Annotated in this window: 7 protein-coding genes; 6 read left to right on the top strand and 1 reads right to left on the bottom strand. The window is 52.6% G+C overall.

Annotated elements, in window-relative coordinates:
- Window positions 1–59 precede the first annotated feature (59 nt).
- From HOM51_10395 to HOM51_10415, 5 genes are all read left to right on the top strand, one after another.
- Window positions 60–15,644, top strand: coding sequence for a hypothetical protein (locus HOM51_10395; GenBank protein ID MBT5034915.1), 15,585 nt, complete (start codon window positions 60–62; stop codon window positions 15,642–15,644).
- Window positions 15,645–15,803: 159 nt separating this feature from the next.
- Window positions 15,804–16,478, top strand: a complete 675-nt coding sequence (locus HOM51_10400; GenBank protein MBT5034916.1) for a Fe2+-dependent dioxygenase — start codon at window positions 15,804–15,806, stop codon at window positions 16,476–16,478.
- Window positions 16,479–16,612: 134 nt separating this feature from the next.
- Window positions 16,613–18,361, top strand: coding sequence for an ATP-binding cassette domain-containing protein (locus tag HOM51_10405; GenBank protein MBT5034917.1), 1,749 nt, complete (start codon window positions 16,613–16,615; stop codon window positions 18,359–18,361).
- Window positions 18,358–19,659 (top strand): HlyD family type I secretion periplasmic adaptor subunit, encoded by a 1,302-nt coding sequence (locus tag HOM51_10410; protein ID MBT5034918.1) that lies wholly within the window; start codon window positions 18,358–18,360, stop codon window positions 19,657–19,659. Before HOM51_10405 ends, HOM51_10410 begins: the two co-directional genes overlap by 4 nt.
- Before the next feature lie 29 nt (window positions 19,660–19,688).
- Window positions 19,689–20,480, top strand: a complete 792-nt coding sequence (locus HOM51_10415; GenBank protein MBT5034919.1) for a hydroxyacylglutathione hydrolase — start codon at window positions 19,689–19,691, stop codon at window positions 20,478–20,480.
- Window positions 20,481–20,485: 5 nt separating this feature from the next.
- Here HOM51_10415 and HOM51_10420 read toward each other — a convergent pair whose 3' ends face one another.
- Entirely contained in the window at window positions 20,486–22,777 is a 2,292-nt protein-coding gene (locus tag HOM51_10420) for an NADP-dependent malic enzyme (protein MBT5034920.1), read from the bottom strand.
- Window positions 22,778–22,872: 95 nt separating this feature from the next.
- Here HOM51_10420 and HOM51_10425 point away from each other — a divergent pair.
- On the top strand, window positions 22,873–23,098 hold a 226-nt coding region (locus HOM51_10425), incomplete at its 3' end, for a glycerophosphodiester phosphodiesterase (protein ID MBT5034921.1).

Below are 23,098 nucleotides of genomic sequence, written 5' to 3' on the forward strand. Positions count from 1 at the left end.
GGAGCCTGAAGCGGCGTGCCAAGTGCGTTGTGGCGCGCGCAATTTGATTGAGTATTGTTATGGAATTTGATGATCTAAATGCCAAGAATGGCATCTCTTCCGAGGCCCAAAGCGGCAATTCTTCGGAAGGAAGTGAAGATTTAGGTCCGACTCAACTGGCCCCTGCACAGTTGGCCCAAGCCGCTGAACCTATCGGCAAGGTCGAAGAGCTTTCGGGCGCCGTCACGGCGACTCGTGCAGATGGCAGCCAAGACACCCTGTCCAAGGGTGATTCCATTTACCAAGGCGATAAGATCGAAACCGGCGACGGTGCTGCCGTCGGCTTGGTGTTTGTTGACGATACGACTTTTGCCTTGGGCGAAGGCGGTTCCATGGTTATGGACGAAATGGTCTATGACCCGGCGACCAAGGAAGGCAAGTTCTCCGCCAGTGTTGCCGAAGGCGTGTTCTCTTTCGTCAGTGGCCAGATTTCCAAATCCGCCGTCGATGCGATGAGCATCGAAACGCCGGTGGTTGCCATCGGTATTCGCGGTACGACCGGTGCCGGTCGGGCGGGGCCCGAAGGCTCGCCTAACACTGTCAGTCTGTTGCCGGATGCCAGTGGCAACACCGGTGAAATGACCATCGGCAACCAGGGCGGTGGGCCTCCTGTCGTTCTATCCACCCCAGGTGCGACATCGTCGACAACAAGTGCGTTCGCCGCCATGCCGCCGCCAACTGTTCTAAGTCCGGCTCAAATTAACCAACAATACGGCGCGGCCCTGAATTCCATGCCGCCCCCACCCGTTCCCGCCGCGACCCAACAGAACCAAGGCCCTGCGGCAGGTGAAGGTGAAGGCGAAGCTGCTGCCGAAGGTGAGGGTGAAGGTGAAGGCGAGGGTGAAGCCGCCGCCGAAGGTGCCGCCGGAGAGGGTGAAGGCGAAGGTGAAGCTGAAGCAGAGGCTGAGGCCGAAGGAGAGGGTGAAGGCGAGGCAGGTGGCGAAGGGGGCGAAGCTGGCGCGGAAGGTGAAGGCGAGGCCGCTGCCGAAGGTGCCGCCGCCGATGAAGGCGAAGCTGCTGCCGAAGGCGCTGCGGGTGAAGGTGAGGCCGCTGCCGAGGGCGAGGGCGAAGGCGAAGCTGCTGCTGAAGGTGCGGAAGGCGAAGGTGAAGCCGGTGTTGAGGCGGGTGCTGAAGGAGCAGAAGCCGCCGTCGAGGGCGGTGATGGCACTGCTGAAGGTGGTGAAACCGGTGACGGTGGTGAAACCGGAGCCGAGGGTGGTGAAACTGGTGACGGTGGTGAAACTGGTGACGGTGGCGAAACTGGTGGCGGCGATGGCGGCGATGGTGGCGACGGTGATGCTGGTGGCGATGGCGGCGATGGCGGCGATGGCGGCGATGGCGGTACCGGGACTGCTGGTACGGGTGGCGATGAGCCCCCTCCTCCCGGCGGGCCTCCTCCGCAAGGCCCAATTGATTTTGGTGGTGGTGGTGATTTAGGCGGTGGCGGCGGTCTGAGTGGTAGCGTTGATGGTTCCGGCGACTCCTTCGATGAACCGCCATCGGATGCCCCGGAAGCACCCCCACCCAGTGACGACCCGCCCCCTCAGGAGGCGCCGCCGCCAGACGAAATTATTGATTTTATACCGCCGGATGAAGAACCGGCTCCGGTTTCTGTTGCGGTTAGCGCTGCGTCCAGTAAGGAAGGACTCGCTAGCCAAATTACTTCTGGTTTTGGGGCTGACATCGCAGTTTCGTCAATTGAAAATTTTGTAGGCGACTTATCGGGGACATCAGCGGGTCTGTTTGATAGCATTAATTTTGGCTTTTCCGGCGGTGAGAATTATAGCCTCAGTTCTGGGATTGTATTGACGTCCGGCTCGCTGCCGACCACGACAACGCCGAATACGTTGCAATCAGGTACGGCCAGTGGCGCGGGTGCAGGAAATTCAATTTCCAGTGGCACGCCGTCCATTGATAGTATCCTCGGTGTAACGACGACGGATGCATCAGTATTGGCCTTTACTTTTACGGCAGGTGCCGGGGTTAACGGCCTATTATTTGACTGGATGTTTGCGACTGATGAATTTCCGACCGAATCCGTATCCGATATTGCAGGAATTATTATCGACGGTGTAAACGTTCTGAAATTCAATGATGGGTCGAATGTAAAATTTGAGAACGGTCTGTTCAGCGCTGTAGAAAATTCTGAGTTCTTTACCAACACTGCTGGAACAGGCTTGGCGACCCCCTTTAACGGTATTGTAGCGCCAGAGTTGGCGGCCGCATTGTTTACCGAAGGAACACCAGACGTCACCACTCACACCATTGAATTTGTGGTTTCTGATACCAGCGATACTGTCTTAGATAGCGCGCTCTATTTTGCCTCGCGCGCGGTTACATTTGCTGATGGCAATGAAACCGAATTTGACGACAACTTGGCAGGTGGATCGGGTGCCGACACGCTTACTGGTTTGGGCGGAAGCGATTTACTTATTGGTGGTGCTGGTACAGATAACCTTTCTGGCGGTGACGATGATGACACACTGCTTGGTGGTGCGGATAACGACGTGCTGAGTGGCGGCGCTGGTGCTGACGAATTAAATGGCGGTGCGGGTGATGACCAGTTAACCGGAGACGGCGGTTTTGACAAGTTCATCGTATCGCAGGGCAACGACACCATATTCACAGACGGGCTTGACACCTTGGTCATCGATAAGGGCTTTGAACTCAGAAACGCGGTGCTGAGTGGTAATGACTTGATCATTACGGTCGAGGACCAGACAGACACAGTGTCCCAGATCACGGTTGATGACCACGTTAATATATCAGGCAATAAAGTTGCCTTTGACTTTGACGGACAGCGTCCTGGTTTGGAATCCTTGGACCTCTCCAACACCTTGGGCGATGGCTCAACATCGGCGAACACTCTCTTTATCGGCTCCAATAGCGGTGAGACGTTAACCGGTGGCGCAGGCGATGATATTCTGATCGCCAATGGTGGTAATGATGAGCTTATTGGTGGTGCTGGCGACGATATCTTATTCGGTGGCCTTGGGGATGACGTTATTGATGGCGGTGCCGGGACAGATGATACGGTCGTATTTTTCAACGCCACTGCGGGTCTGACTGTTAATCTAAATCTCACAACGAACACGACGTTTGGGGCGACCGGTGCAGATGACATTTCCAACGTTGAGAATGTATTTGGTTCCGACTTCAACGATACATTATTCGGTGACGCGAACGACAACTTGATCCAGGGTGAAGAAGGTGCCGATGTCATTGCTGGCGGTGCGGGTGCCGATGAATTATTTGGCGGCAGTGGTAACGACACGATAACCGGTGGCTTGGGCATCGACCTCGTTGTTGGCGGTGCAGGTGACGATACGTTCTTGATTACCAGCGGAAATGATCTTTTGACTGGCGGGACGTTCATCGGTGAGGCTGGCGACGATACGCTTTCAACGAACCAAACGTCCCTGGATTTGACAGCGCCCAACCTTGAGATCAATACCATTGAAACAATAAAAAGTACGAACGCTGGCGCAGCTACGTTCGTACTTGATCAGGGAGTATTCACCGATCTCCAGTTCGCCAATGCGGCGATTACGCTGCAAAGTACGGGAACAGGTGGTTCGATCCAGTTGAATGGCGCAGGCACCTTTGATTTTGCCGCGTTGACGGGGGTCACTTTAACCAACTTACCCAATATCGTTGCAGGCGATGTCAATGGTGCGGGGGTCGCTGATTCAAACGTCTTGTTGCAGCAAACACTGACGGGAAGTGACACGGTTGATTTGGGCGGCGGCACGGATAGCTTGACCCTGGGCACAGGCGCGAACGTCGCAAATGTAATCAACGTCGAAAACATCGCCGGTAATTCGGGCACCGATACGGTTAACCTGGGCGACAACAACAACACGACTTCTATTGCCAACGTTGAAACGCTGAACGCTGGGGCCGGTGACGATGTCGTGACCTCGACAACGACGATTGTGGGCGGCGCGGTAGAGTTGAAGGCCGGTAACGATACGCTGAACCTGGCCGACGGCGGCAATATTGCGTCTGTGAACAATGGGGAGACCATTGTCGGGGGCTCAGGCAATGACGTGATTTCCTCGACGACCAGTCTGTTCACGGCGGGTGAAAGCGTTGACCTCGGGGGCGGGACTGGTGATTCGCTAACTTTGGCAGTGGGAACGAACACCCTAGAACTGAGCAACACGGAAACCCTGAACGGCAGCGCGTCAGGTGATTCGATTACGCTGACAAATACGCAGTCGGGCACCACAATTGATAGTAAAGCCGGATTCGATGTCCTGAACTTGGCCGACGGCGGCAACACCGTGACCGCGCTCAACGTGGAATCAGTCGTTGGTGGCGACGGTAACGACACCCTGACCTTCGGCGCGGCGATCACGTCGGCTTCGGTTGAAGGTGGCGCAGGCACGGATAGCTTGGCGCTATTTAACGGCGTGAATAGTGTCGCCGTAACGAACGTGGAAAGTGTTGTTGGCAATCTTGGTGCTGATACGATTTCGATAAACGATTCGAAGGATACGAGCGTAAACGGCAGTGCAGGTGCTGATATAATATCTGGTGGCAGTGGAAATGATTTTATTATTGGTGGCGGTGAAGCCGATAACGTAAATGGCGGAGCCGGAGACGATACATTTGCATTTGAATTTAACGTTGGTCTGGTTTCCGGCGATATAATCACGGGTGGTATTGGTACGGATACACTAAAGGCCGTGACGACAGGGACCCTAATAACGGCCTTAGATTTTTCGGCAGCTACCCTGTCAGGTGTTGAAATTGTAGACTTGAGCCTAGCTTCATCTGCGGGCGTGACATTGACCGTGGATGCAGCTGATGCGGCGAATGTGGAAACGGTAATCGGCGGGTCAGGTAACGATACCCTCGTTATCAACGACAGCCTGGATGCGACCGGGAAGAATGTTCTCGGAATTGAGAACGTCACCCTGAATACGGACGTTAATTTGACGATCAACGAGGCAGGTGTTGAAGATTCCATTAACGTTTATAATGGGCAGACCGGCGGCAATGAGATTATTACCTTCAACTCGGGTAATTTCGACATCACGGGCCAAGCGTTTAACAACATTGAAAACATCAACCTGACGGAAGCAAGCGCTGTTCAAACGGTGCTGCTGGATAGCAACACGAGTTTTATCACCAGCATCGGCATAAACGGGACCGATGGTAATGACTTGTTGGTTAGTAACGACGGCATGGATCTTGGTGGTGTAAATGTATCGGGGTTCTCTTCGGTTAGTTTCAATGCTGACAATACGGGGCCCGCGACACTGTCAATTGAAGCAACTACGCTTTTTAATGGCGCGATTATTAACGGTGGCACCGGTGGCAACGACACGATTGATCTTGGCGCGGGTGGCGCGTTCGATTTTACGAGCGATACAATTACCAACGTCGAATTGGTTAGAGGAAGCGCAGCTGACGACACTTTGACTGTGGGAACAGTAGATTCCGGCACCTCTTTTGATTTATTGGGCCAAGCGGGTAACGACTCCCTGACCCTGACCAACACCGGCGGTAATACGCTGACGGTAAGCAATGCAGAATCCATCACCGGCGCCAATGGTAACGATACGATCACATTGGGCGACGGCGGTCAGACGACAGACATTAAAGATATTGAGACCGTCGTTGGCGGATCCGGCGATGATCTCATTGTGACGCTGGTGTCGAGCACAGGTGGCGGCATTGACGCGCTTGATTCGGTTGATGGCAAAGGTGGCAACGATACCCTGACCCTGGAGGGCGGGACGAACACCCTTTCCGTAACGAATGTTGAAAACGTGAACGGCCGTGCGGTAGCCGATACGATCAACCTGACAAATGCGCAATCGGGAACAACGATTGATGGTCAGGCGGCGACTGATATTCTCAACCTGCAATTTAGTGGCAATACAGTCTCAACTGCCAACATTGAAACCGTAAATGGTAGTGCGGGCGATGACATCATCACCACGATTATCGCAGGCACAGGTGGCGGCATTGAATCCCTTGATGGCGGTGACGGTAACGATACCCTGACCCTAGCCGATGGCGTGAACACGGTCACTGTGACAAATACAGAAACTATTAATGGTGGCACAGGCGGCGATGTTGTTACCTCAACAACAAATTTCACGTCTACTGATACAGTTGATTTAGGGGCCGGGACGGACGTTCTTAATCTCGCGACCGGCAACGATACGTTATTTGTCAAAGATGCTGAAACAATCGCAGATATTGGCGGCACTGATACCATTACTTTGGCCGACGGTGGACAAATAACAACCGTTTCAGGGATTGAAACCATTATCGGTGGTACGGGCAATGATGCGGTGACAGCGGGAACCGTATTTACGACGGGAGATAGTGTTGATCTTAAAGCCGGTGACGGTGATACCTTAAACCTTCTGTCAGGCACCAATACGTTATCTGTGACGAATGTCGAGACCGTAAATGGCGACGCGTCTGTAGGTACTCAAATTGTTTTGGAGAACACGCAGTCAGGAACGACTTTCGATTTTGGCACTGACACTACGGATGAAATTGCGCTGGCAAACGGCGGGAACACGGTCACAATTATTGATGCCGAAAAAATTGAAGGTGCTACTGGCAACGATATTGTTACGGCGAGCGGTGTTGCCTCTGGTAGCACGATCGATTTGAAGGGCGGCACCGATACCTTGATCGTCAGCGGTACGGTTACCGCAACCCTGACCAATATTGAATCAATCACCGGGTCGGAAAATGACGACGCGCTGGGGCTTTTGGCAGGGGGGAATATTGGCTCGATTGACCTCTTGGGCGGTACCGGTAACGGTGGTAGTGGCAATGACACGATCAACTTGTTATCGGAAGTCGATAATACCATCACGGCGGTGAATACGGAGAATGTGCTTGGTGGTGCGGGTAATGACGTTGTTACCTTAGGGAATGCGGTTACGTCGGGTTCCTTCGACTTAGAAGAAAACACGGGCGACACCCTGAACTTGTTCAGTGGTGGGAATAATACTGTGACGGTCACCAACACGGAAACCATCAACGCTGGTGCAGGTGATGATTCAATCACGTTAGGAACCCAGGCCACCAGCGCAGCGTTTGATTTTGGGGCGGGCACGGACAGTTTGACCCTGGCCGACGTCGTGAACTCTGCCACTGTTACGAATATTGAAAGTGTGACCGGCGGCACCGCGGACGATACGATTACCCTGACATCTGGGAATGATACGGTCACTGTATCGGGTGTGGATACTCTTGATAGTTTGGCGGGGACCGACACTGTAACCCTAAGCGACGGTAATACGACGCAGATAACAGTGACCAATACCGAAACGCTTGTGGGGGGTACGGGGAACGACAATGTTACCTTTGCCGATGTTATCAGCTCCGCCAACTCAATCGATATGGGTGCCGGGACGGACACAGTTAATCTAGCAAGCAGTGGTAGCAACGTCGCGACGATTTCCAATGCGGAAACTATCGTGGTCGCGGTCAGTGGTGGAAGTGATGATGTTATTACTCTGGGCACGACAATAACGTCCGGGAGCGTTGATTTACAGCAAGGCAATGATACCTTGGTCTTGGCTGACGGCAGCAATACTCTGACTGTCGTCAATACAGAAAGCGTCACCGGTGGTACAGGGGACGATACGATCACGCTCGCCAGCAGTGGTACAAATATTGTTACTGTTACAGACGTTGAGACAGTCTCGGGGTCTGGTGGTTTGGATACGGTAACCGTGTTGGGGTCGACGGGCGCGAGGGTCGCCACCGGTAATTTGGTCGATACAATAACCGGTGGCAGCGGAAATGATTCGTTAAGTGGCGGCGGCGGTGCCGATGAGGTGGACGGTGGTGCCGGTGATGATATCTTTTTTTCAAACCTTAATGTTAGCATTGTCGCAGGTGATTCAATTGAAGGTGGGTTGGGTACCGATACCCTAATTGCCAGTACCACCTCGTTGACGGCCTTTGATTTTTCTAGTGCGGGTTTAACAAACGTTGAAATTGTTGATCTGAGTGGAGGCTCGACCGCAGGTGTGACGTTTACGGCGGGTGCTTCGGTCACGGGCGTGGACACTGTTATCGGTGGTGTAGGTAATGACGTCTTAACTTTAACTTCCGGCACGAACACGATTGAAATCACCAATGTGGAATCTGTGACTGGGGGGAGTGGCAATGATGCCATCACCTCGACGACGACGTTCTCAAGTGCTGACACCGTGAATTTGGGTGCAGGAACAGGCGATACCCTCCAACTTGCTGATGGTGGAAACACGCTTAATGTGATCGATTCTGACGGTGTTTCCATTACCGGTGGATCAGGGGTCGATACTCTTACCCTCACCACTGCGGGGAGTATTATCAATGCCAGCAACGTCGAAACTATTAACGGCAGCGGTGGGACTGATTCTATTACAGTTACTGGTTCAGTTGATGTGACCATCATCGGTGGTGCTATTGCGGATAATATTAGCGGTGGAGACGGCGACGATACCATTGCGGGCGGTACGGGCTCTGACAGCCTCAGCGGTAACAATGGCAACGACGTCTTCCTGGTCAACACCAGTACAGAAGTCAACACGGGCGAAACAATTGACGGCGGTGCGGATACGGATACGCTGAAGGCTAACAGTACAGCAGTTACGTCGATTGATTTTACGGGGGTGACGGCAACAAACGTCGAAGTGGTTGATCTGAGCGGCGGCGCGGTGGCGGGCGTGACGTTGACGATTGATGCGGCGGATGCGGCTGACGTGACGACGGTTATCGGTACGGTGGGGGCGGACAACGACTCGATAATCATCAACACGGGCGCGAACCTCGACGCGAGAGGTAAAACTCTCACCAACATCGATAATATTACCCTGGGCGACAATGTCGAATTGACCATCGATTCGACGACCGTCGACACCAACCTGACCATCCATACCATAACCGGTGGTGCCGGGACCGAGAAAGTTATCGTCACATCGGGCAATCAGGATTTTGAGGAGGTCGTGTTCTCCTTGGTCGAAAACATCGACCTGACCGAGGCGAGCACCGCGCAGGCGATTGTAGTCGATAGCGCCACCAATTTTGGCAGCGCCGCTATAACCGGCACGCAGACATCATCGGCAAATGATGACAACATCACCAGTACGAGCGACATGAACCTGAACGGTGTCGTGCTCACCAATATGGAGTCTGTTGTTCTCGATAGTGACAATTTTGGTGCTGGCACAGGCAGCGGCATCGTCACATCATTATTTGTCGATAATCTTACGCGCCTGAATGGCGCGTCGGTGGTGACCGGATCGACAACCCGCCATACCCATATTACGAGCAACGATGGTTTATTCCTGGAAGGTTCGTCGTTGTTCGTGAACAGTACGACATCGGAAAAAAACTCCATCATACTCGATAATGACACCTCCGGCGCAACGACGTTGACCATTAGCTCAACGACCAACGTCGCGGCGGGTGGTAGCACTGTGATTACGGAAATTCGATCCGTCGACGGCGTCGCCACCGGCGACGAAATCATCAGCAGTAATGACGGCATGAACCTGAGCAATGCCGAACTATCAGGTATCGCAAATGTGAATATCGACGCTGACGGCGGCGGCGCTGCGACGCTGACGATCAACGCTGCCACGAAACTAGCGCTCGGCGTCGCGACAGCGATTACCGGCAACGGCGGCGACGACATCGTGCTCCTCTCAGGCGGCGGTACGTTTGACTTCAGCGCCGATGCCGGTGCGACGTTGAATAATATCGGCTTCATCACCGGCGGCACGGGCAACGATATTGTTACAGTGAACAATGCTCTGACGGGGTCATCGACTCTCGTTGATCTAAAGGAAGGCACAGACAGCCTGACGCTGGCGAATGCCATTAACACGCTTTCGGTAACGAATATTGAGAGTATCACCGGCGGCACAGCGAATGACACGGTAACTTCGACAACGGCCTTCTCCTCTGGGGACACGGTTGATTTGAGTGATGGCACCGCTGACACTCTTAACCTGGCAGCTGGAGATAATACCTTAACGGTCGCTAACATCGAAAACATCAACGGTAACACGGGCGCTGATATTCTAACCGCGACGACGACCTTTGCGTCTGGTGATACGATTAATTTGTTGGGCGGCATAGACAAGCTGACGCTGGCCAATGGCGGCAATACTTTGTCAGTTGCCAATATTGACACCGTCATCGGCGGAACGGGCAATGATGTGGTGACGGAAACTGCAGGTTTCTTCGTAGGCGGCAGTACCATCGATTTGGGGGCTGGTACCGATAGTTTAGTCCTGAGTTCCCTTGCCAATAATATTCTCGAGGTCGCCAACGTAGACTCTCTTACGGGTGGCACCGGCAATGATACAATTACCTCATCGACATCATTTGAGACTGGCGATGTTGTAAACTTGGGCGCAGGGACTGCCGACACCCTGATCTTATCAGCTGGCGGCAATACGGTGACTGTAAATAATACAGAAACCGTCACTGGCGGCACCGGCAACGATGCAATTACCATTGCCAACGTAACGGCAACAACTACGGTCGATGGCGGCGCAGGCACCGATACCCTGAGCTTGTCCGGTCTTGACGACATCATCACCACGCTGAACGTTGAATTGGTGCTGGGTAACGCAGGTAACGACATCATCAACGATGGCGACAACAGTGGCGGCAGTACGGTCACTTTGGTTGGTGACTCGGGCGATGATTCGATCAGCGGCGGCGCTGGCTCCAACCACTATGTCGGTAATGATGGCAACGATACATTGATTGGCGACGGGTCTGAACGCTCTTTCCTGGACTTTGACCGGGCGCGGTATGATACGGATGGCGCGACCGAAGGGATATCGGTTAACTTCAGCACGACGGCGACCGTCACTGGCCAGTCCGGTGTCATTGATACCGATACATTGATCAACATCGAAGGCGTTCGTGGCACTGACAAGGATGATACCTTCACGGCTGATGGATCATTCCTGGGTAGCCTTAGCCGGGATAACTTCAACGAATTTGAAGGCAAGGACGGCAACGACACGATTTCCGGCAACGCAAGTACGCGGGTTACTTTCCGCACCGCATCCGACAGTGTGACCGCAGACCTGAAGGACGGTAATTCGTTCTCGACCAATTCTGGTGATACGGCAAATGTCGGGTTGGATGACATTGGCGATGTTGGCGGCGTAAGCAGCCTTACTGGTAGCTCCTTCGACGACTTCTTATTCGGCAGCGATGGTTTCCTGGATCAGTCGTTTGAAAGCTTCGATGGCCGGGCAGGTAATGATGTCATTGACGGTCGCGGTGGTGAAGACCGGGTTGTCTACGGCAGCGCCACAGTCGGGGTCACGGTTGATCTGGCAGGAGCCACCGTCACGGGCACTGGCGGCGGCACGGAAGTAGGCCGAGGGTTCGCTCTTGACGGTTTGGGTGGCACGGACACCTTGATTGGCATTGAACGCATTAACGGATCGAAATTGGGAGATGTGCTGATCGGTGATTCTGCTGGAAATCGGATACGCGGACTAACGGGTGCGGATACCATGACCGGTGGCTCTGGCAAGGATCGGTATGAATACGTCGCGACGACAGATTCGGGCATTGGTTCAGGCAACCGTGACGTTATTACTGATTTTTCGGCGAGCGGAAGCGATACAGACAAAATATTCCTTCTAGGCCTTGGCAGCGGGACGTTTAATTTTGTGGATGACCCGGACAATCTTGAAACCGGTGGTAATGATGCCGTGTTCACGGGTAACGGTAATATCGAAGCAATTGAAACGATCTCAGGTAATGATCTAATTATCGGCGTTGATGTTGACGGCAATGGTGCCGCCGATTTCGAAATTGAGCTAACCGGGGTCGCGTCAAGTGATTTTAATGTTAATGACTTCATCGTTCGCACAGCGACACAGAATGTTACGACCCTTGGGGTGCAAACGGACTTGTTGCAATCAGGTTCCAGGGTTAACGGCACAGGTGGGGCCGATACCATAACCCTGGCCAACGGCACCAATGATATTGATGCGATTAGTGTTGAGACCATCATTGGTGGTACGGGCAACGATACCATTGAAATCATCTCGTCAGGTGGCACAACGAGCGTTAATGGCGGTGGCGGCACCGATACAGTGACCTTGGGCCGGGCGTTGACCCACACATTGAATGTGACGGATGTTGATACAGTGATCGGGCTCGGCGGCGGCACGCAGACAATTACCGTTATCGATTCATCCAATACAACCATCACGACGGGTCTTGGCAACGACACCATCACCGGCGGCGGTGGCGCTGACGTGATCAACGCAGGCGGCGGTGATAATGTCGTCAATGGAAGTGCCGGTAACGACACCATCAGCGGTGAACAAAATCCGGATCGGATTGAACACAGCCCTGAATATTTCACGTCTCTTGACTATCAAAACCAAACATCCGGCATAACGGTTACCTTGAATGACACGAGCACCGCGGTTGGCTCGACAATCGGTACAGATACTCTCATCGCCATTGACGAAGTGATCGGCAGTCAAGCCGCGGACCTTTTGGTCGCGGGTATCGAGTATAGTGGGACAAACAACACGTTCGATGGTGACTTTGGAAGCGGCATCGAAATAACCGGTGCTCAAGGCAACGACATTATCATTGGCAACAGTCACACCATCATCGGATATGACGATGGCAATGCGACGGCTGCTGTTATTAATTTAGCGAACTACGATGTAACAACCGGTCAAACCGGCACGGCAACGCGGGGTGCTGAAGTTGACATCATCAAGGGTGGTGTGGTCGGCGTGGATGGTGGCACGGGCGGTGATACCATTACAGGTTCAACCCGGGATGAGCTGTTCCAAGGTAACGGCGGAACCGATACCATTGATGGTGGCGCGGGTCGCGATCTGGTCTCTTTTGATAACGAAACGACGGCTGTGACGCTTGATCTTACCAGTGGCGGTGGTACTGCAACCGGCGGTTCCACCGATATAGTGAGTAATATTGAAGACATCCTAGGGGGCTCCGGCGGCGACGTTCTTACAGGCGATGCTGCTGCCAACCGGATTTATGGCGGTCTCGGCGTGGATACGCTTAATGGCGACGCGGGCAATGACGTAATTCGCGGCGGTGGCGGAAACGACACCTTGGATGGTGGAGCGGATACGGATACCGTTGAATATATAGATGCATCGGCGGGCGTTACGGTTAGTCTTGCAACGAATACATCATCTGGTGGTGATGGCGTCGATACTCTGACGAATTTCGAGAATCTGACCGGTTCATCATTCGATGACACATTGACCGGTGATTCGAGCGCCAACACGCTTGATGGTCGCCAAGGCGACAATGAACTGATCGGGGGGGCCGGTAACGATACGTTTGTTAACACGGCATTCGAAGACGTGAGCCGCCAATCGGGTGACTTCAATACCGCCGATTATTCAGGCAACTCGGTCAGCCAGGGAATTACGGTTTCCACATCCGGCGCTCAGCTTTCGGTTGTTGATGGTTTGGGCGATACGGACACGATTATTAACATCGACCAAATTAAAGGTAGTGCGGGTGCTGATAGCTTTACCATCGGCAGCACGTGGACTGGGTCGTTGATCACTGGATTTGATTCCAGCACCAGCAATAACTTCATCGATATTCAAGGCAGAGGCGGTAACGATACCATCACTGGTAACGGCTTCGTCCGGGTGAACTATGGTGAGGCCCAAGATGGCGTATCTGTTAACCTGGCAAGCGGCACGGCGTTTGATACGGATGGAACCGACAATGCTGGTATTGGCAACGATACCATTAGCGGAGCCAACGGCGTCTTCGGGTCAAAGTTCGATGATACCATTACGGGTTCCAGCGGCGCCGACTTCTTGCTTGGCGGCGCCGGTAACGACGTAATTGATGGCGGCTCCAACCCCACACTCTCAGTCAGCCAGCAAGGTGACCGGGTAGATTATTTCAATTCAGACAGCGGCGTCATTGTCGATCTATCTACGGCGGCAAATGCTACAGTTGGTTCAGGCACGGCGCAGGACGGCTTCGGCGGCACGGATACGCTGATCAATATTGAAGACATCCGGGGTTCTAGAGAATTTGGCGATATTTTGACCGGTGATGCAGGTATCAATCGAATTCGCGGCGAAGGCGGAGACGATATCATTCGGGCTGGTGCAGGCGACGACCGGCTTCGTGGTGGGGCCGGTGCGGATATCCTGGACGGTGGAGACGGTAATGACCGGGTAGAATACTTCTCGAGCGCCGAAGGCGTAACAGTGAATCTCGCCAATAGTGAACTCGTTAGCGGCGGTAACGCGGAAGGCGACACCTTAATCAATATCGAAGAAATCGCAGGATCAGCACACAATGATAAGCTGACGGGCGATAGCGGTAACAACAAGTTTGATGCGCGGGACGGTGTTGATGTCATGATCGGTGGTGCCGGCAATGATACTTACTTTGACACGACCTTGGATACCACGGGTGCTGGTGGCAAATTTAGCAATAGCGGTGAAGATTTTAATATCGTCAGTTACAGCGGCAGCACTGCAGGTATCGTGGCTAATGTGACATCAAGTAGCGGATTGTCAGTTACTGACGGTCTTGGCGGAACTGATTTCATTCGAAATGCTGACCGAATTAACGGCACCTCGAGCGACGATACCTTTACTCTTACTGATACGACTACCAAAAACTGGAATGGAAGTGGCTTTGGTGGTTTTGATGCAGATTCGAAAGCTCTGCTCAGCAAAACCAATAGCTTTATCGATATAAGAGGTGGTGGCGGCAACGATACGATTACCGGCAATGGCGTAACAAGGATCAACTATCAAGATGCGACGGCAGGCGTGGATGTAACATTCTCAGCCGAGGGTACGGGTACAGCTAGCAGTGACACCACCACCGATGCCGGGATCGGCACAGATACCTTTACGGGCGTCAACGCCGTCGTCGGCTCAGACTTTGCCGATGACTTTAACGGCGGTGCAGGCAACCAGAGCTTCCGTGGCGAAGGGGGCAATGATGTGATTGACGGTGGCGCTGGAACTGACCGAGTTGATTATTCTAATTCAGAAAGCAGTGTTAATGTTGATTTGGGTGGGGGAACGGCATCGGACGGGTTTGGTGGCACCGATTCACTAACCAATATTGAAGATGTTCGCGGATCAAATGATTTTGGTGATTTAATTGAAGGCGAGGCTGGTGACAACAACATCAGTGGTCTTGGTGGCGATGATCTCCTTCGTGGCAAAGCAGGCAACGATACATTATCCGGCGGCCTTGGATCTGATTTCCTTGCAGGTGGAGCAGGTATTGATACGCTATCCGGCGGCAGTGATGGAGATATTTTCCAATATTCCGGTGTTGGTAATTCGGCTGTAGGAGCCCGTGATATTATCACGGACTTTGATGCGAGCAGCGTTAACGAAGTTATCTTCCTTGATGGATTGTTGACAGGCACCTTCCAGTTCGGCGGCAGTTTCACGAACGATGGTAACTCTCGGGCGACGGCAACGACAGAGGGTAGTGATACTCAAATTTTGATTGATACACTTGGTGATGGCACAGCCGACATGGAAATTCTGTTGCAAAATGTATCGTCAGGCGACGTTGACATCACCGACTTCCTTGTGACTTAGTCCATATCGTGTGCTGTAGCGTCTCGTGTGCTGTAGCGTCTAGTTTTCCTAATGCGCGTTCTTATTAATAAAAAAGAAACCACAGGCCTTGTAGTTTACACGTGCGCCTGAAACCGTGGGCCTGAATCTGTCAGCCTAAAACCGTGGGGATAAGCTTAAATGTTTATACAAATTCCGGAACTTCTGGATAAAGACCAAGTGAAAACCGTGACCAAAGCGCTGGACAAGGCGAAGTACTTGGATGGTAAGACAACCGTCGTCGGCCCGGCCGCTGCTGCAAAAAATAATTTGCAGTTGGACAGAGAGAAGTCTGGCGATATTTCTGAGATAGATCAGATTATAATTGGTCAACTGGGGCAAGCCCCGGCAATTCGGTCTGGGTGTCTGCCTAAGAAAATTCTCGCCCCCAGCTATTGCAAGTATGAAAAGGGGATGTCTTACACCCCGCACACGGACCACCCGGTTATGGGAAGCGCACCACCGGTGCGAACTGACATTGCGTGTGTGATTTTCTTGAGTGAGCCTGACGACTATGAAGGTGGCGAGCTTGCGGTTAAATCCGAAGTTGGGGATATCAGTTTCAAGCCGGAAGCGGGCCATGCGGTGGTTTATCCAGGCAGTGCTCTGCACTCAATTCAAGAAGTCACTAAGGGCGTTCGTTTGGTAGCGGCTACGTGGATTCAAAGTATCATTTTGGAGTCAGAAAAGCGCCAATTGTTGCTAGAATTGGATATGGCGGCCGGGTTGGTGAGTAAGAGTTCTCCCGATAGTGATGAAGCACGAATTTTAGCAAAAACCCACGGCAACCTGATGCGGATGTGGTCGGAATTCTAAGCTCACTTTCGTTTGCTGCCGCTTTCCCTTGAGAGAAACTTCGCACCTTGAATAAGGTGTGTTAAGGTTATTTCGGGTAAAATCCCGACAGGGGAAACAAAGGATAAAAGCCGCTTAATTGGCTCGGTTGATAGATGAAGGAACTGCTTGCACGTTTGTTGGCACGACCCGGCGTCGCCATTGAGTTGGGGCTGGCGTCTCTGTTCGTCAATTTATTGGCCTTGGCCAGTCCGCTGTTCGTTATCCAAGTCCTCAACCGATACGTCAACCAAGGCGTGGATGCGACCTTGATAACGTTGATGACAGGCGTGTTATTGGCGGTCGGGTTAGAGTTTGGTTTTCGCCAAGTCCGCATGCGCCTGGCCGATGGGATCAGCGCCGGTCCGGATGCCAAAGCTGCCGCCAGTGGATTTGCGATCCTCACCCAGGCGAAGACGGCTGCCATCGAACAAGTTCCCCCAGAAATTCGCAGTGAAATGGTCAATGGTGCGGCGTCATTGGAAGCTGCCTATAACGCGAATAACGTCACAGCGGTTCTAGATGTCCCGTTCGCAATGCTGTTCGTATTTGTGCTTTATCTCTTGAGTCCGGTAATTGCCGGTGTCGTGCTCCTGTTTCTCATTTTCGTCTTTATTTCGGGCGCTGTAGGGGCCTCGTCTGTTCGCAAGAAAACCAAAAAACTCATGGAAGCGGGTGCCCATGGGAATGCTGTGTTGGGGACGGCCCTCAAGGAAATTGATACGGTTCGAGCGTTTAATGCGGGCGCTTATCTCCGCAAGAACATGGCTGAAAAGAATTCGACCATTCAAACAGTGCGACAAAAAATAGCTTCAGGCATGGGGCTGAACCAGACAGTGACCCACACCGCGGCGTCTCTGCTCAGTGTTGTTGTTATCTCCGTCGGCGCACTTTTAGCAGTGAAGGGGTTGATGGATATCGGCGTGATGATCGGTGCCAATATTCTTGCCGCCCGCGCCTTACAGCCGATTTCCAAATTCTCCAGTTTGGGTGCGACGTTCGCAAAGGCGAAACAAGCGCTCGAACTTTATAAACAATTTTCAATGGTCCCCTTGGAACCACAAACAGGCACCGCAAAAGCGAACTACCATGGCGGTCTTTCATTGCGTGACGTAGCATTCGCGCATCATGGTTCCAGTACGCCACTCTTTGAGTCGCTGAATTTGGAAATTGAGCCCGGTCAGATCATCGTCGTCGTTGGATCCAACTCTACCGGCAAGACGACCTTGGCTCGGGTTGCCGTTGGATTATTGGAACCGACACGGGGGCAAATTCTGGCCGACGGGCTGGATTTGCGTCAGGTCGCCCCTGAGTGGTGGCGAAAACAGATCATTTACCTGCCGCAGGAACCGACGTTCCTGAATGCAACGTTTGAAGAGAACCTTAAAATCACAAATCCAGACATCGATATGGCGGGGTTGAATAAGGTCATCGAGGCGGTCGGACTGAGAAATTTCCTGGATGAAAGCACCCAAGGCTTCGATACGCCGATTATCGAAAATGGGCGCCGTTTATCAGTGGGAATTCGGCGGCGACTGGCCTTTGCGCGGGCTTTAGCGACGAATGGAAAATTAATAATTGTGGATGAGCCGACGGAAGGTCTGGATACGGATGGGTGTCAGGCGGTCTACCGTCTTCTAAACGAACTGTCGAAGGCCGGGCGGACCATTATTGCCGTGTCCCATGATCAAAATATTTTAAAAGCGGCGCATACGGTGATTGATTTGAACTTCAAGCCGACGCCTAAAGTCACTACTCTGCCCCGCGCGGTACCTGATAAAGCGCCTGATAAAGCGCCTGATAAAGCGCCTGATAAAGCGGAAGAAAACGCTACTGAAGTTGCAGCAAAGGGAGCTGCCGAATGAACAATCCACTGACAGATGATGCACCAAAGCCAGAACCCATCAGTACGGCGACGCATATGTTCTTGATCTTGTCTGTAACGGCTTGTCTCGCGTTTGGGTATTGGTCTTACAAAGGGACGCTCGATATCGTCAGCATGACCACGGGAGAGGTCATCCCGTCCAGCCAAGTTAAAACCATTCAGCATTTGGAAGGCGGGATCGTCCGGCAAATTCTTGTCCGGGAAGGTATGCTGGTGAAGAAAGGCCAGGCTCTTGTAGAACTAGAACCCACTGCCCGCGATGCTGAACTGGGCGAGTTACGAGTGCGGATGGCGTCCCTGCAAGTGACCATGGCGTGGTTAAAGGCAGAGTTGGCCGATCAGGCTAGACCGAGCTTTACCGGTGAAATGAAAAAGAAGTATCCGCAGATGGTGTCGCAGGCCCTGAAAAGGTTTTATGCGCGGAAGAAGAAAGACAAAGGCCTCATCACCAGTCAAAATGAGAAAATTATCCAGCGCAAACAGGATATCCGGGAAATCAAGGCTCGGATCAAAAACCGAAAAGTCAGATTGAAACTTCTAAACGAACAAGTTTCTATCAGCGAAGAATTGCTGAAAGAAGAACTGACGAACCGCTATCAGCACCTGAACCTGCTAAAGGACGCAGCAAAAATGAGGGGCCAGAATTCAGAGGATAAGGAATCCTTGACGGGCGCACGGTCGGCACTGGTTGAAGCGCAGTCAAAACTACAAAATATTAAAAATGAACGATCCGTTGAAACCAACAAAGAAATGGACGCCACCCGCCTGCAATTTGAAGAGCTAACCCAGCGTGTCCTGAAGTTTGAAGACAATTTACAAAGAACGATTCTCCGCTCGCCGGTGGATGGCGTGGTCAATGTTCTTCACCTGGCGACTGTAGGCGGGGTGCTGAAGCCTGGGGATTCTGTCGCCGATATTGTTCCCGCAGGGGATCGATTGGTAATTGAGGCCAAGTTGCCGACGCAGGATATCGGCTATGTTCAAGTCGGCCAACTGGCGATGATCAAGCTGGCGTCCATGGATGCCATGCGGTTTGGCGGTTTGGAAGGGAAGGTCACGACGGTCAGTCCCGATACGTTGGTATCCGAAGACGGCGAGCCATTTTATAAAGTGCGTATCGAAACCGATCAGGATCACTTCCAGAAGGGCAATTTGCGCTATCAATTATTTCCGGGTATGCAGGTGTCGGCCAGCATACATACCGGCAGCCGTACCGTGTTAGAATATATTATCAGCCCGTTCTTGAATTCCATGAATGCGGCCATGCAGGAACGTTAACTCCCACCGCTTACAGATGAGACGACTTCATGATTATCGAACAAATTTGGACTGGCAACGCCTATCGTAACTTTAACTACTTGGTTGCCTGTGAAGAAACCGGCGAGGCTCTCGCCATTGATCCCTTGGATCATCAAAAGTGTCTCGGCTTGGCCAAGGATCGAGGCTGGACGATTACCCATATTCTCAACACCCATGAACATGGTGACCACACCGGTGGAAATGGTGCGATGTTTGCGGCAACTGGTGCGAAGCTGCTGGCCCACAAAAATGCCAAGGACAAAATCCCCGGTATAGACATCGGCCTGGGCGCTGGCGATGTCGTCAAAATCGGCAAGTCGGTGGAATTGGAATCACTGGATACGCCGGGCCATACCATGAGCCACGTTTGCCTGCTTGCGCACGGTGACCGACCGGCATTGTTTTGTGGCGATACCTTGTTTAATGCGGGTGCAGGACACTGCAAAGGTGGTGGGCACCCGGAAGATCTCTACAATACCTTTGCCACGCAGTTGGCAAAACTGTCGGACGAGACGTTGATCTATCCAGGCCACGACTATATCTCCAATAATCTTGAATTTACGCTCGACCGGGAACCCGATAATGCGCGGGCGGCGGAACTCCTAAAAGACGTGGACGGACAAGACACAAATGAAGCCCTTGTTTCGACCCTGGGATTGGAGAAAGAAATCAATACTTTCTTCCGGCTGCACAGCCCCTCCATGCTCAAAAAACTGAGAGAGGCGTTTCCAGACCTTCCCGACCAAATTGACGAGAAGACAGCGTTCTTGAAACTTCGCGAACTTCGGAACGATTGGTAAATAAGCTAGAGTAATTCGCGTTGTTCGTTTTCCGATGACTGGGCATCGACAACTGCCAGTGCACTGATATTCACAATGCCCCGCGCTGATATTGCTGGTGTGACCACATGGGCTGGTTGCGCTGTACCGATCAGCAGCGGGCCGACGGATAGTCCTTCACCCAAAGACTTTACCAAATTGAATGAAATATTAGCCGCCCCTAGGGTCGGCATAATTAACAGGTTCGCCCGGCCTTCCAGCTGAGAATTCGGGAATACACGATCTCGAATTTCTTCATTTAAAGCAACATCCCCCTGCATTTCACCTTCGACTTCTAACTCAGGCGCAAGTTTGCGAATAATTTTGACCGCCTCGCTCATTTTTACAGCCCGTTCTGAATGATGGGACCCGAAGTTCGAATGGGACAATAGCCCAACCTTTGGTGTAATGCCGAAGCGGCGAATTTCGTCGCCGGCCAAGATCGTCATTTCCGCCAGTTGTTCAGCAGTGGGGTCCGGGGTGACATGGGTATCGCAGAAGAAATATGTTCCCTTGGAAAGCAACAGGACACTTAGTGCCGACACATTGGCAACCCCTTCTTGCTTATCGATGATGTCCATCACGTAACGCAAGTGCCAATCATACTGACCGTAGGTGCCGCAAATCATGGCATCGGCTTCGCCCCGTTTGAGCATGATTGAGGCAATTGCCGTCGTATTGGTGCGGATGATTGTTCGGGCCGCGTCAGGCGAAACGCCTTTGCGTTCCATAAGGCTGTGATATTGCCGCCAGTAATCGCCGTAACGGGGATCATCCTGCGGGTCGCAGATTTCGTAATCAACGCCTTGTTTCAGCCTGAGCCCTAAGCCGTCTACTCTCATTTGAACAACATCGGGTCGACCGATCAGAATCGGTTTGACCATTTTCTGATCGACCAAGGACTGGACCGCGCGCAGCACGCGCTTGCTTTCGCCTTCCGCGTAAACAATGCGCTTGGGGTCTTGTGAGGCGCGATAGAAGATCGGACGCATTAATTGGCCGGACTTAAAGACGAATTCGTGCAGCGTATCTCGGTATGCATCGAAATCCTCAATTTCCTTGGTCGCAACACCGCTGTCCATGGCGGCTTTAGCGATGGCCGGCGCAACTTCGATGATCAAACGCGGATCGAAGGGTTTGGGAATAAGATATTCAGGCCCGAATTTTAGCTCCTCACCAGCATAGGCTGCCGCCACAATTTCTGATGATTCAGCCATGGCTAAATCAGCGATGGCTTTGACGCAGGCGATTTTCATTTCTTCGTTGATGGTGGTCGCGCCGACATCCAAGGCACCGCGAAAGATAAACGGGAAGCACAAGACATTGTTGACTTGGTTGGGATAGTCCGATCGGCCTGTGGCAATGATGGCATCTGGGTTTGCGGCCTTGGCTTCCTCTGGGGTAATTTCGGGTTCTGGATTGGCGAGCGCCATAATGATCGGTTTGTCCGCCATCCGTTTAACCATATCGCCGGTTAGTAGCTTTGGTGCCGAAAGACCCAGAAAGATATCAGCACCATCGATGACGTCATCCAAGGATCGAGCGTCAGTATCCTGGGCGAACTTAGCTTTTAGGTCGTCCATTTCTTCGGTGCGGCCCTTGTAGACCAGCCCGACCCGGTCGATCAGGTGGATCTGTTCAATTGGCAGGCCCAAGCTGACCAGCAGGTTTAGGCACGCGACACCTGCTGCGCCGCCACCGGTGGAGACGACTTTTACTTTTTCGATCGGCTTATCAACGACCCGAAGCGCATTGAAAATAGCCGCATTGACGGTAATCGCGGTGCCATGTTGGTCGTCATGGAAGACCGGTATTTTCATTTGTTTGCGGAGTTCGCTCTCCACGATAAAGCATTCCGGGGCCTTGATATCTTCAAGGTTGATGGCTCCGAAGGTGGGTTCCAGAGATTTGATAATTTCGACTAGTTTATGCGGATCACGTTCTTCGATTTCAATATCAAAAACATCCACACCGGCAAATTTCTTAAACAAGACGGCTTTGCCTTCCATGACGGGCTTGGAGGCCAGTCCGCCGATCGCGCCAAGGCCCAGGACTGCTGTGCCGTTGGTAATAACCCCGACTAAGTTTTGCCGTCCCGTCATTAAGGCGGCATTCGCAGGGTCCTCAACTATGGCTTCGCAGGCAAAGGCGACACCTGGGGAATACGCGAGTGAGAGATCATGCTGATTGGCGAGCGGCTTCCGGGCGACGACGGAAAGTTTTCCGGGGATGGGAAGCATGTGATAGTCGAGCGATTGCTGCTTCAACGAATTGGCCATCTGACATCCTCACGTTTATATTTCTGGTCACGCTTTAATTAGAACCCTTAAATGGGTGTGCGACAATCATAATGGGTCAAAAAAGGTTGCGGAGCATGAATCAAGGTTCAAAGGATGATCAAATGCCCTGGGTAATTGGTCACCGGGGGGCGTGCGGTTATGCGCCTGAAAATTCCCGGGCGTCGATCAATAAGGCAGCGGATCTGGGGGTAAAGTGTGTCGAATTTGACGTTAAGTTGACGGCCGATAGACAGCCAGTTCTATTCCATGACACAACTCTTGGTCGGACCAGCAATGGAAAAGGCCATGTCTCCCAAATGA

This window comes from Rhodospirillaceae bacterium (assembly GCA_018660465.1).
Taxonomy (GTDB): domain Bacteria; phylum Pseudomonadota; class Alphaproteobacteria; order Rhodospirillales; family JABJKH01; genus JABJKH01.

Bases quoted from the DNA above. Each gene is read 5' to 3' on its own strand.
- HOM51_10420 (MBT5034920.1), bottom strand. From the start codon at position 22,777: ATGGCCAATTCGTTGAAGCAGCAATCGCTCGACTATCACATGCTTCCC.
- HOM51_10395 (MBT5034915.1), top strand. From the start codon at position 60: ATGGAATTTGATGATCTAAATGCCAAGAATGGCATCTCTTCCGAGGCC.
- HOM51_10405 (MBT5034917.1), top strand. From the start codon at position 16,613: ATGAAGGAACTGCTTGCACGTTTGTTGGCACGACCCGGCGTCGCCATT.
- HOM51_10415 (MBT5034919.1), top strand. From the start codon at position 19,689: ATGATTATCGAACAAATTTGGACTGGCAACGCCTATCGTAACTTTAAC.
- HOM51_10400 (MBT5034916.1), top strand. From the start codon at position 15,804: ATGTTTATACAAATTCCGGAACTTCTGGATAAAGACCAAGTGAAAACC.
- HOM51_10410 (MBT5034918.1), top strand. From the start codon at position 18,358: ATGAACAATCCACTGACAGATGATGCACCAAAGCCAGAACCCATCAGT.